We start from the raw sequence: 11,697 nt of genomic DNA on the forward strand, positions 1-11,697 counted from the left end.
AGACCAAGGCGCGGGCGCTAGGGTCTTGCGTGGGCTCGGAGGGTTGCTAAACTGGGCCCCGTGGCCAGGGACGTCTTGGTGCGCCTTCAGGGGGTGCGGAAGGCCTACGGGGGGGTGGCGGCCTTGGACGGGGTGGACCTCGAGGTCCATAGGGGCGAGTTCTTCAGCCTTCTCGGGCCCTCGGGGTGCGGCAAGACCACCCTCCTTAGGCTCCTCGCCGGGTTTGAGACCCCGGACGCGGGCCGGATAGAGATCGGCGGCAAGGACATGGCCCGGGTTCCCCCCTACGAGCGCCCGGTGAACACGGTCTTCCAAAACTACGCCCTCTTCCCCCACATGACCGTGGAGGCCAACGTGGCCTTCGGGCTCAGGATGAAGGGCCTTCCCCCGGAGGCCATCCGGAAGAAGGTGGCCTGGGCCCTGGAGCTCGTGGACCTCCTGGGCCTGGAGAAGCGCTACCCCAGGGAGCTTTCCGGGGGGCAGAAGCAGCGGGTGGCCCTGGCCCGGGCCCTGGTTTTGGAGCCCCAGGTCCTCCTCCTGGACGAGCCCCTCTCCGCCCTGGACGCCAGGCTCCGCCAGGAGCTTCGGGTAGAGCTCATGCAGCTCCAGAGGAGGCTCGGCACCACCTTCATCTTCGTCACCCACGACCAGGAGGAGGCCTTGGTCATGTCGGACCGCATCGCGGTGATGCGCTCGGGGCGCATCGTGCAGGTGGGCCTTCCCGACGAGGTGTATGAGCGCCCCCAAAACCGCTTCGTGGCCGAGTTTCTGGGCCGCTCCAACTTCCTTCCCGCTAGGCCCCACCCCCTGGGGGCGGAGACCCCTTTGGGGCCCTTGCGCCTTAAAAGCCCCTTGAGGGGAGAGGCCCTTCTGGGGATCCGCCCGGAGAAGATCCGCCTCTACCCCGCGGGGAACGGCCTTCTTGCCCGGGAGAACCTGGTGCGGGCGGTAGTGGAGGAGATCGTCTACACGGGGGCGGAGAACCAGTACTACCTGAGGGCTGGGGAGGTGAGGCTTCTCGCCTACACCCTGAACCAGGACCTCCAGGAGGCGGGGGCCGAGGAGTTCGCCTACGGCGAGGAGGTCCTCTGCTACCTTCCCCCGGAAAACCTGGTGGTGCTCCATGAATGAGGCGGCGACGCCCCTACAGCGGCTTTTCCGGGTCCTGGTCACCGTGGGCCCTGGGGGGCTTTGGCTTCTCCTCTTCGTCCTCCTGCCCACCCTTCTGGTCCTCCTCGCCTCCTTCCTGAGCCGGGGGCCCTACGGGGAGCTCCAGGGGCCCCTCACCCTTAGGAACTACCTGAGGCTTCTGGAACCCGCCTACCTCGAGGCCTTCGCGGAGAGCCTTCTCGTGGGGATCCTGGCCACCCTCTTTTCCGCCCTTCTGGGCTACCCCCTGGCCTTTTACCTCGCCCGCCACCCCAGGCGGGACCTCCTTCTCCTTCTCCTCCTCCTCCCCTTCTTCACCAACTTCCTCATCCGGGTCTACGCCTGGCTGGTCCTCCTCCAGAGGGAGGGGCTGGTGAACGCCCTCCTCCAGGCCTTGGGGCTTGGTCCCCTGGCCCTTTACCCCTCCTTCTTGGCGGTGCTCCTGGCCACGGTCTACACCTTCCTGCCCTTTTTCGTGCTCCCGGTCTACGCCAGCGTGGAGCGCATAGACTGGCAGCTTTTGGAGGCGGCCTACGACCTCGGGGCAAGGCCCGTTAGGGCCTTCCTCCACGCCGTGCTTCCCCAGACCTACCCCGGGCTTTTCGCGGGAAGCGCCCTCGTCTTCATCCCCGCCATGGGGACCTTCGTGGTGGCGGACCTCCTGGGGGCGGGCCGGGTGGTCCTCATCGGCAACCTCATCCAGCAGCAGTTCGGCGTCACCCGGGACTGGGCCTTCGGGGCCGCCTTGAGCGTCTTCCTCATGGCCTTCGTGCTCCTCGCCCTCTACCTCTACGCCCGGATCCAGGGGGAAAGGGGGCTTGACGAGCTGGTATGAGGCGGCTTCTCTCCCTCCACGCCCTTTTGGTCTACCTCTTCCTCTACCTGCCCATCCTGGTCATCGTGGCCCTCTCCTTCAACGAGAGCCGCCGGGGAGTGCGCTTCACCGGATTCACCCTGGACTGGTACCGGGCGCTTTTCCAGGACCCGAGGGTCTTGGAGTACTTCCTGAACACCCTCCTGGTGGCCCTGGTCTCCACCCTGGTCTCCACGGTCCTCGGGACCCTTCTTGCCCTGGGCCTGGTGCGCTACCGCTTTCCCGGAAAGGGCTTCCTCCGCTACCTCCTCTACGTGCCCGTGGTGGTGCCGGACGTGGTCATGGGGGTTTCCCTCCTCCTCCTCTTCGCCTTCTCCCGGGAGCTTTGGGGCTTCCCCCGGCTTTCCCTCCTCACGGTGATCCTCGGGCACATCACCTTCCAGGTGGCCTTCGTGACCCTGGTGGTGCGCTCCAGGCTTCTTCTCTTGGACCCGGGCCTCGAGGAGGCCGCCCGGGACCTGGGGGCGAGGGGCTTCCAGACCTTCCTCCACGTGACCCTCCCCCTGGCCTGGCCGGGGGTGGCGGCGGGGGCCCTCCTCGCCCTCACCCTCTCCCTGGACGACTTCGTGGTCACCTTCTTCACCGCCGGCCCCGGGGCCACCACCCTGCCCCTCTACATCTACTCCAGCGTGAAGCTCGGGGTGAGCCCCAAGGTCCACGCCCTCTCCACCCTCATCGTGGGCCTTAGCGCCTTCTTCTTGGCCTTGGGGTATGCTCTCAGCCGGAGGAGGGTATGAGGCGGGTTGGAGTTTTGCTCCTGGCGGCGGCGCTGGTGCTTCTGGGATGGCTCTTCTTTCGGCCCAAGGCGCCTTCGGGCGCGGGCACCCTTTACTTCCTCAACTGGGCCGACTACATCCCCGAGGAGCTCCTGCGGAAGTTTGAGCGGGAGACGGGGGCCAAGGTGGTCCTGGACACCTTTGAGTCCCCCGAGGCCATGCTGGCCAAGCTCAAGGCGGGGGCGGACCGGGAGTTCTCCCTGGTGGTGGCCCCCGACTACTACGTGCTCCAGATGGCCCGGGAGGGGCTCGTCGCCCCCCTGGACAGGGGGAGGCTGAAGAACCTCGGCAACCTGGACCCCTTCTTCCTAGACCCCCCCTACGACCCCGGCCTGCGGCACTCCGTCCCCTACCTCTGGGGCACCACGGGGATCGCCTACCGGGAGGACCTGGTAAAGGGGCCGGTGGACTCCTACGCCGTCTTCTTTGACCCCAAGGCCCAGGTGGGGCCCTTCCTCCTCCTGGACGAGATGCGGGAGACCATCGGGGCGGCCCTCCGGTACCTGGGCTACTCGGTGAACGCCACGGACCCCCAGGCCCTGGAGAAGGCCAAGGAGCTCCTCCTCGCCGCCAAGGGGCGCTCGGTGGGCTTTGCCGGAGGGGTGGAGGCCTTAAACCGCGTCCTGGCGGGGGACGCCGCCCTGAGCCTCGCCTACTCGGGAGACGTCCTCCAGGCGAGGGCGGAGGACGAGCGCCTCCGCTACGCCCTGGCCAAGGAGGGGGGGACGCTCTGGACGGACGCCATGGTGGTGCCCAAGCGGGGCCCGGCCCAGGAGCTGGCCTACCGCTTCGTGGACTTCCTCCTGGAGCCGGAAAACGCCGCCCTTTTGGCGGAGTACACCCGCTACGCCACCCCCGTGGCCAAGGCCATTCCCCTCCTTCCCGAGGAGATGCGCAAGGACCCCACCGTTTTCCCGCCGGAGGAGGTCCGGGCGAGGCTTGAGTACCTCAAGGACCTGGGCCCGGCCATCGCCCTCTACGACCGGGTCTGGACCGAGGTGAAGGCCCGCTAAAGGCGCCCCGGCCCCCCAGGCCCTATACTGGGGGCATGAAGCGGGCCCTCCTCGTCCTCTTCCTCCTCGGGCTTTCCGCCTCGGCCCAGGGGGTGGAGGCCCTTTGGGCCAGGACCTGCGCCCAGTGCCACGGGGAGAGGGCCCAGGGGGTGAGGCCCTACCCCGGCCTCCAGGGGGCCCTCCCCCTCTTCGCCACCCCGGAGGGGAGGCGCTACCTGGTCCTCGTGGTCCTCTACGGGAAGAAGGGGGAGGCGGGGCTCATGCCGGGCTTCGCCCAGCTCAAGGACGAGGAGGTGGCCGCCCTCCTCAACCACCTCATGGCCCTCCTCAAGGCCAAAGGGGAGCCCTTCAAGCCCGAGGACGTAAGGAAGGAGCGGGGCCAGAACCTGGCCCCGGACCGGATCCAAAGGCCCTAAAGGGGGTCTTCCAACACCGCCCCCTCGTCCGCCTGGCGCACCAGGGCGGCGTAGCGGGCGAAGAGGCCGTGGGCGAAGGTGGGGGGGCGGGGGCGCCACCCGGCCTTCCGCCTTTCCAGCTCCTCCTCGGGGAGGAGGACCTCGAGGCGGCGGCCTTCCACGTCAATCCGGATGCGGTCGCCCTCCTGCAGGAGGGCGATGGGCCCGCCCACGAAGGCCTCGGGGGCGATGTGGCCGATCATGAGGCCCCGGGTGCCCCCGGAGAAGCGGCCGTCGGTGAGGAGGGCCACCTCCGGCCCCAGGCCCTCCCCCACGAGGGCGCTGGTAACCGAGAGCATCTCGGGCATGCCGGGGGCGCCCTTCGGCCCCACGTAGCGGATGACCACCACGTCCCCGGGCCGGATCTCCCCCTTCAGCACCTCCTCCATGGCCGCCTCCTCCGAGTCAAAGACCCGGGCCGGGCCTTCAAAGTGGGTGCGCTCCGTCCCCGCGAGCTTGAGAACGGCCCCCCTGGGGGCGAGGTTCCCTTTGAGCACCACGAGCCCCCCGTGGGGCTTGAGGGCCCTTTCCACGGGGAAGACCACCTGCTGCCCCTCCTTTTCCCGGTAGGCCCTTTCCACCTCCTCCGCCAGGGTGCGGCCCGTGAGGGTCTTCTCCTCCCCATAGAGAAGGCCCGCCTCCAGGAGGCGCTTGAAGACCAGGGCCGTCCCCCCGGCCTCATAGAGCTCCCAGGCGGTGTAGGTGCCCCAGGGCCTGAGGTCGGCGATCACCGGGGTCTTGCGGGATACCCGGTCAAAGTCCTCGAGGGAAAGCTCCACCCCCGCCTCCTTGGCCAGGGCGAGGAGGTGGAGGACGGCGTTGGTGCTTCCCCCCGTGGCGGCCACGGCGGCGATGGCGTTGAGGAAGCTCCTCCGGGTGAGGAAGTCCCTGGGCTTCCAGTCCTGCTCTATGGCCCAGGCGAGGATCCGCCCCGCCTCCTTGGTGGCCCGTTCCTTTTCGGGGTGGACGGCGGGGATGGCGTTGTAGCCCATGGGGGAGAGGCCCAGGACCTCGAGGGCCATGGCCATGGTGTTGGCGGTGTATTGCCCGCCGCAGGCCCCGGGGCCGGGGATGGCCCGGCGCTCTATCTCCAAAAGTTCTTCCTCGCCGATCTTCCCGGCGGCCCTTTGCCCCACCGCCTCAAAGACCTCCACGATGGTGAGCTTCCGGCCCCGCCACTCCCCGGGGGCGATGGTCCCCCCGTAGAGGACCATGCCGGGGACGCCGCTCCTTATGACCCCCATGGCCCCCCCGGGGATGGTCTTGTCGCAGGCGGAGAGGACCGCCATGCCGTCGTAGAGGTAGCCCTGGGCGACGAGCTCCACGCTGTCGGCGATGACCTCGCGGCTTACGAGGCTTGCCCGCATGCCGGGGGTGCCCATGCTGATCCCGTCGGAGATGGCGGGGGCTCCGAACTCAAAGGGGAAAAGCCCCGCCTCCTTGAGCCCGGCCTTGAGGTGGAGGGCGAGGCTTCGCAGGTGGAAGTTGCAGGGCATGCCGTCGGTGAAGGTGTTCACCACCCCCACGAAGGGCCTTGCGAAGTCCTCGTCCCCCACGCCCACCGCCCGGAGCATGGCGCGGGCGGGGGCCTGTTGCAGTCCTTTCTTGATGCGGTCTGACCTCATGCGTCCCTCCAGGTGGCGATCTTCCCGTGGAAGGCCCTGGCCTTGGGGAGAAGCCGCACCAGGGCCTTGGCGGCCTCCTCCGGCGTGAGGAGGAGCCCTTCCTCCTTGTAGCCCCTGAAGACCCGGTGGAGCACGGCCGAGGCGCTTCCCTGGGCCTCCCGGGCCTGGCGCTGCATCTCCGTCTCCACCACCCCGGGGCGGTAGACGAAGCAGGCGACCTCCGGGGCCTCGGCGGCGAGCTGCCGGGCCAGGTGCTCCTCCGCCGCCTTGGCCACGGCGTAGGCCCCGATGCCCGGAAGGTTGCTCTCCGCCGCCCCCGAGCCCAAAAAGACGGCGAGGCCCTCCCCTTTGCGCCGGAGGACGGGGTAGGCGAAGCGGGCGAGCTGGTAGCCGGCGAGGAGGTTGGCCTCGAGGACCTCCAGGAAAAGCTCCTCCGCCAGCTCAAAGAGGAGGGGCCCCGGGTGGAGGACCCCGGCGTTGTGGATGAAGCCCTGGAAGTTCCCCAGGGCCTCGGCCCTTTCCACCAGGGCCTGGGCCACCTCCCCTTTCCCCGCGCTTCCCGCCACGTAGGCCACCCTCGCCCCCAGGGCCTGGACCTCCTCGGCCACCGCCCGCAAGGAGGCCTCCTTTCGGGCGTTCAGCACCAGGTCAAAACCTTCCTTGGCGAGCGCCAGGGCCAAGGCCTTCCCGATGCCCCGGCTCGCCCCGGTGAGGATCAGGGTCTTTCTCATAGGAGCGCCTCCGTGGGGATCTCCACCCCCAGGAAGGCGAGCGTGAGCCCGGGGCCAAGGTCTTCCTCCTCGCGGTAGCCCTCCCCCTCGGGCCTCCGGTGGAGGAGAACCCTCCTCCCCAGTAGGTCCACCAGCCAGACCTCGGGCACCCCCGCCTTGGCGTAAAGGGGGAGCTTCACCTGGAGGTCGTAGCGGAGGGAACTCTCGGCCACCTCCACCACCAGGAGGGCGTCCTTGGCCTCGGGATGCCGGGAGGCGTAGCCCTCGGGCTCTGGCCTGAGGAGGGCCAAATCGGGGTAGAGCTCGGACGAACCGACCACCAGGGGGTTTTGCACGGAAAGCAGGACCTCGCCGCGGGCGGCCAGGGGGGCGAACCGGGCGGTGAGCCGCCGCACGATGGCGGCGTGTTTGGGGCCTATGGGGCTCATCTCTACCAGGTCTCCTTCCACGAGCTCCAGCCTCGAGTCCTCCGGGAAGACCCCGGCCTCCACCATGCGGTGGAACTCCTCCAGGGAGATCTTGTGGCGGGTCACGGCAGGACCTCCTTCACCGGCACCTTCAGCCCGAGGACCGAAAGCTCCCCGTCCTCGAGGGCCTCCGCCTCCCGGTACCCCTCCCCCTCGGGGTGGCGGAAGACGTGCACCCCATCCCGCACCAGGTCCACCACAAGGACCTCCGGTATCCCGGCTTGGGCGTAGAGGGGGAGCTTCACCTCGAGGTCGTGGTCCAGGCTGGTCTCGGCCACCTCCACCACCAAGAGGGCGTCCTTGGCCTCGGGCAGGCGGTCGCGGTACCGGGTCCTCGGGGGCTTGAGGAGGGCGAGGTCGGGATAGACCTCGGTGTCCGGGAAAAGCACCAGGGGGTTCTGCACCGAGAGCACGGCTCTATCCCTCAAGGGGCTCAAGAGGTCCACGAGGGCGTTCAGGACGTACGCATGGCGCTTTCCAATGGGACTCAGCTCCACCACCTCCCCCCGGATGAGCTCCACCCGGTCGTCCTCCCCCAGGATCCCCGCCTCGGCCATGCGGTGGAAGTCCTCGGCGCTGAAGCGGTGCCGGATCATATCCCCATCTTAGGCGAGGTGGCGGAGGACCGTGGCCGTGAAGGCCTCCGCGCCCGCGCTCCCCCCGAGGTCGGGGGGCGGGGCCTCCAGGAGGGCCTTGGCCACGGCCTCTTCCACCTTGCGGGCGAGCTCCACCAGGCCGAAGGCGTGCTCCAGCATCATGGCCGCGGAGAGGATGGCCGCCGTGGGGTTGGCGAGGCCCTTGCCGGCGATGTCGGGGGCGGAGCCGTGCACGGGCTCAAAGACCGGGGTGCCCCGGCCCAAGGAGGCCGAGGGGAGGAGGCCCAGGGAGCCGGGGAGGACGCTCAAGAGGTCCGAGAGGATGTCCCCGAAGAGGTTCCCCGTGACCACCACGTCAAACCGGGCGGGGTTTTTCACCAGGTGCATGGCCATGGCGTCCACGTACTGGTGCTCCAGGGCCACCTCGGGGTAGCCCCGCCCCACCTCCTCGAGGGTCTTGCGCCAGAACTCCCCCACCTCCAGCACGTTCGCCTTGTCCACGCTCGTCACGCGCTTTCTCCGCTTCCTCGCCGCCTCAAAGGCCACCTTGGCCACCCGCTCCACCTCGGGCTTGCTGTAGCGCTCCGTGTTCCAGGCCTCGGCCTCCGACATCCCCCGGGGCTCGCCGAAGTAGATCCCCCCGGTGAGCTCCCGGACGATGAGGACGTCCACCCCCCGGGCGATCTCCTCCTTCAGGGGGGAAAGCCTCTCCAGGCCGGGGAAGACCTTGGCGGGGCGGAGGTTGGCGAAGAGGTCCTGGCTCTTCCTCAGGGCCAAAAGCCCGGTTTCGGGGCGGACCCTCCGGGGAAGCCCGTCCCACTTGGGCCCGCCCACGCTTCCCAAAAGCACCGCCTCCGCGCTTTCCACGCCCTTCCTCGTGGCCTCGGGGAAGGGCTCCCCGAAGCGGTCAATGGCCTCCCCCCCGAAGGGGAAGACCTCGTAGGCGAGGCCCAGGCCCTCGGCCTCGTCCAGGGCCTTGAGCACTTTTAGGGCCGCCTCCGTGACCTCGGGGCCGATCCCGTCCCCGGGAAGCACCGCCACCCTCATTCCGCCCTCCTGGGGTAGGGGAGCTTCCGGTCAAACTGGTCCAAAAGCTCTCCGGCCTCCAGAAGCTCCCCGATGGGGTCCCAAAGCCCCTCCACCAGGGCCTCCCGGGCCTCCTCCCGGATGAAAAGGGGGGCTACCCGGTCCCCGAAGCGCACCTCTTTGTTCACCAGGTCAATCTCCACCTCCAGCGCGGGGTTTTCCTCCACCATCCGGAAGAGGACCCCCAGGTCCTCAGGGGCCAGGCTCACGCAGGGGAGGCCGATGGCGGTGGCGTTCCCGAAGAAGATCTCGGCGAAGCTCTCCCCGATGATGGCCTTAAAACCCGCCCGCTTGATGGCCTGGGGGGCGTGCTCGCGGCTACTGCCCGAGCCAAAGCCCGACTCCACGAGGAGGATCGTGGCCCCCCGGTAGCGGGGGTCGTTTAGGGGGTGGGGCTTGGGGCTTCCCTTCTCGTCAAAGCGCTCGTCGTAGAAGAGGTACTGGCCCAGCCCCTCGAAGGTGAGGGCCTTCATGAAGCGGGCCGGGATGATGCGGTCGGTGTCAATGTCCTCGCCCCTAAGGGGCACGGCCCTTCCCCGGATCACGGTGAACTTCTCCAACATGGCTTACCTCCCGATCCCGAAGACCTCCCGGGCGTCGGCGATCTCCCCGGCCACCGCCGCCGCCGCCACCATGAGGGGGCTCATGAGCACGGTGCGGCCCCGGGGGCTTCCCATGCGCCCCTTGTAGTTCCGGTTGGAGCTTGAGGCGGCGAGCTCGTCCCCTTCCAGCCGGTCCGGGTTCATGGCGAGGCACATGGAGCAGCCCGGCATCCGCCACTCAAACCCCGCCTCGCGGAAGACCTCGGCGATCCCCTCCTCCTCGGCCTTTTTCGCCACCCACTCCGAGCCCGGCACCACCAGGGCCCGCACCCCCTTCTTCACCTTGTGCCCCTTGAGGTGGCGGGCCACCTCCCGTAGGTCCGAAAGCCTCGCGTTGGTGCAGCTTCCGATGAAGGCCACCTGGACGGGCACCCCCTTGATGGGCTGGCCCGGCCTAAAGCCCATGTAGGCCAGGGCCTCCTCGGCCACGGGGCGCTCCTCCTCGGGAAGTTCCTCCAGGAGGGGGATCCTGCCGTCAATGGGGATGGCCTGCCCCGGGGTGATGCCCCAGGTGACGGTGGGGGCGATCTCCTCGGCCCGGAAGGTGACCACGTCGTCGTAGGGGGCGTCGGGGTCGGAGCGGAAGGCGAGCCACCTTTTCTTCGCCTCCTCCCACTCGGGCCCCTTGGGGCTATAGGGGCGGCCCTCGAGGTAGCGGAAGGTGGTCTCGTCGGGGTTCACGTAGCCCACCCGGGCCCCGCCCTCAATGGACATGTTGCAAAGCGTCATGCGGCTTTCCATGTCCATGGCCTCCACGGCGCTTCCCCCATATTCATAGGCGTAGCCCAGGCCCCCCTTCACCCCCAGGTGGCGGATGACGTGAAGGATCACGTCCTTGGCGTAGACCCCTGGGGCGAGCTTCCCCTCCACGTTGATCCGCCGCACCTTGAGCTTCTGGGCGGCGAGGGTCTGGGTGGCGAGGACGTCCCGCACCTGGCTCGTGCCGATGCCGAAGGCCACGGCCCCGAAGGCCCCGTGAGTGGAGGTGTGGGAGTCCCCGCAGGCGATGGTCATGCCGGGCTGGGTGAGGCCGAGCTGGGGCCCGATCACGTGGACGATGCCCTGGTCCCCGCTTCCCAGGTCAAAGAAGGTGATGCCGTGCTCCCGGGTGTTTTGCCTTAGGGCCTCCAGCATGCTCTGGGCCAGGGGGTCCTGGAAGGGCTCGGTGCGGTCGTGGGTGGGGACGATGTGGTCCACGGTGGCGAAGGTGCGGTGGGGAAAGCGCACCCGAAGCCCGAGGTCTCTGAGCATCCCGAAGGCCTGGGGGCTCGTGACCTCGTGGAGGAGGTGGAGGTCTATGAAGAGCTGGCTCTGGCCGTTTCGGAGCTTCCTCACCTCATGGGCTTCCCAGACCTTCTCGTAGAGCGTTTTTCCCATGCTCTCCCTCCCTATGGAAAACCCCCGGGGTTTGGGGCCCGGGGGTAGGCGGCAAAGCCTTTCCCTAAACCGGGCCTGCCCGGCTTAGGCGTAGTAGGGCGCTCCGCCGCATTGGCCCTTAGCCTAAGGGGAAGTGCCCCTTTGGGTCAAGGCCCCTATACTGCTAGCGTGCTTGCCCTTTACCACGCGGCCCGGGTTCTTGGGCTAAAACCCGCCCTCCTGGAGTCCCTGGGGCCGAGGACGCCCTTTTCCCGCCTCTCCCTTCTTGGCCTCAGGCCCAGGCACCGCCTCGAGGTCCTCGAGGGGCGGCTTTACCTGGACGGGCGGCGGGTGGGGGAGGCGCTGGAGGTCTTCTCCTACCTGGAAAAGGGGCTAGGCCGGGGGTTTTTCCCCGCTTGGATCGGGTTTTTCGCCTACGAGTTCGCCCGGCACCTGGGCCTTCCCACCCACAAACCCCTCCCCGGTCTCCCCGAGGCGACCTTCCACTACTACCCCGAGGGCTTCGCCCTCCTCTCGGGGAGGCTCGTGGAGAGGCCTTCCATGCCCTTGAGGCCCAGGCCCCATCCCCTTCCTCCCATGCCTGCACACCCCTTGGTCTCCGACTTCCCCCGGGAGGCCTTCCTTAAAGGCGTGGAGGAGGTGCAGGAAAGGATCCGGGCCGGGGTGGTCTACCAGGTGAACCTCTCCCACCGCTTCCGCCTCCTGGGGGCGGTGGACCCCCTGGCCCTTTACGCAAGGCTTCGCGCCCTAAACCCCTCCCCCTTCATGGGCCTTCTGGAGGGGGAGGGGTGGGCCGTGGTCTCGGGAAGCCCGGAGAGGCTCTTCAAAAAAGTGGGCAGGAGGCTCCTCGCCCGGCCCATCGCCGGCACCAGGCCAAGGGGGAGAACCCAGGAGGAGGACCTCCTTTCCTCCCCCAAGGAGCGGGCCGAACACGCCATGCTGGTGG

At 68.7% G+C, this 11,697-nt stretch carries 13 protein-coding genes; 6 read left to right on the forward strand and 7 right to left on the reverse strand.

What is annotated here, in order from left to right:
• Positions 1-60: 60 nt before the first annotated feature.
• The 5 genes from AC01Y6_RS07230 to AC01Y6_RS07250 are packed head-to-tail and all read left to right on the forward strand — an operon-like array spanning position 61 to position 4,228.
• On the forward strand, positions 61-1,131 hold the full coding sequence (locus tag AC01Y6_RS07230; protein ID WP_347240714.1) for an ABC transporter ATP-binding protein: 1,071 nt from the start codon (positions 61-63) through the stop codon (positions 1,129-1,131).
• A complete protein-coding gene (locus tag AC01Y6_RS07235; RefSeq protein WP_476670910.1) occupies positions 1,124-1,984 on the forward strand; it encodes an ABC transporter permease in 861 nt (286 codons plus the stop codon). The genes AC01Y6_RS07230 and AC01Y6_RS07235 overlap by 8 nt, the downstream gene beginning before the upstream one ends.
• On the forward strand, positions 1,981-2,760 hold the full coding sequence (locus tag AC01Y6_RS07240) for an ABC transporter permease (RefSeq protein WP_347240712.1): 780 nt from the start codon (positions 1,981-1,983) through the stop codon (positions 2,758-2,760). The genes AC01Y6_RS07235 and AC01Y6_RS07240 overlap by 4 nt, the downstream gene beginning before the upstream one ends.
• Positions 2,757-3,812: a polyamine ABC transporter substrate-binding protein gene (locus tag AC01Y6_RS07245; RefSeq protein WP_476670911.1), complete on the forward strand. Its 1,056-nt coding sequence runs from the start codon at positions 2,757-2,759 to the stop codon at positions 3,810-3,812. The genes AC01Y6_RS07240 and AC01Y6_RS07245 overlap by 4 nt, the downstream gene beginning before the upstream one ends.
• A 35-nt stretch (positions 3,813-3,847) precedes the next feature.
• Positions 3,848-4,228: a c-type cytochrome gene (locus AC01Y6_RS07250; RefSeq protein ID WP_476670912.1), complete on the forward strand. Its 381-nt coding sequence runs from the start codon at positions 3,848-3,850 to the stop codon at positions 4,226-4,228.
• Here the strand turns inward: AC01Y6_RS07250 and ilvD are convergent.
• Genes ilvD through leuC form a run of 7 tightly spaced genes read right to left on the reverse strand, consistent with a single transcriptional unit; the run spans position 4,225 to position 10,751 of the window.
• The gene (gene ilvD, locus AC01Y6_RS07255; protein ID WP_476670914.1) at positions 4,225-5,892 is read right to left on the reverse strand and encodes a dihydroxy-acid dehydratase; all 1,668 of its coding nucleotides are present in this window, start codon (positions 5,890-5,892) and stop codon (positions 4,225-4,227) included. The genes AC01Y6_RS07250 and ilvD overlap by 4 nt on opposite strands.
• Positions 5,889-6,623, reverse strand: coding sequence for an SDR family NAD(P)-dependent oxidoreductase (locus AC01Y6_RS07260; protein WP_476670915.1), 735 nt, complete (start codon positions 6,621-6,623; stop codon positions 5,889-5,891). Before AC01Y6_RS07260 ends, ilvD begins: the two co-directional genes overlap by 4 nt.
• Positions 6,620-7,156 (reverse strand): Uma2 family endonuclease, encoded by a 537-nt coding sequence (locus tag AC01Y6_RS07265; RefSeq protein ID WP_476670916.1) that lies wholly within the window; start codon positions 7,154-7,156, stop codon positions 6,620-6,622. The genes AC01Y6_RS07260 and AC01Y6_RS07265 overlap by 4 nt, the downstream gene beginning before the upstream one ends.
• Positions 7,153-7,686 (reverse strand): Uma2 family endonuclease, encoded by a 534-nt coding sequence (locus tag AC01Y6_RS07270; protein WP_476670917.1) that lies wholly within the window; start codon positions 7,684-7,686, stop codon positions 7,153-7,155. The genes AC01Y6_RS07265 and AC01Y6_RS07270 overlap by 4 nt, the downstream gene beginning before the upstream one ends.
• A gap of 9 nt (positions 7,687-7,695) precedes the next feature.
• Entirely contained in the window at positions 7,696-8,733 is a 1,038-nt protein-coding gene (gene leuB / locus AC01Y6_RS07275; RefSeq protein ID WP_476670918.1) for a 3-isopropylmalate dehydrogenase, read from the reverse strand.
• Positions 8,730-9,335, reverse strand: coding sequence for a 3-isopropylmalate dehydratase small subunit (leuD, locus tag AC01Y6_RS07280; RefSeq protein WP_428722186.1), 606 nt, complete (start codon positions 9,333-9,335; stop codon positions 8,730-8,732). Before leuD ends, leuB begins: the two co-directional genes overlap by 4 nt.
• A gap of 3 nt (positions 9,336-9,338) precedes the next feature.
• Positions 9,339-10,751, reverse strand: coding sequence for a 3-isopropylmalate dehydratase large subunit (gene leuC / locus AC01Y6_RS07285; protein ID WP_347240702.1), 1,413 nt, complete (start codon positions 10,749-10,751; stop codon positions 9,339-9,341).
• 168 nt (positions 10,752-10,919) lie between these two features.
• Here leuC and AC01Y6_RS07290 point away from each other — a divergent pair.
• On the forward strand, positions 10,920-11,697 hold a 778-nt coding region (locus AC01Y6_RS07290), incomplete at its 3' end, for a chorismate-binding protein (RefSeq protein ID WP_476670920.1).

It is taken from the genome of Thermus sp., from assembly GCF_056332225.1.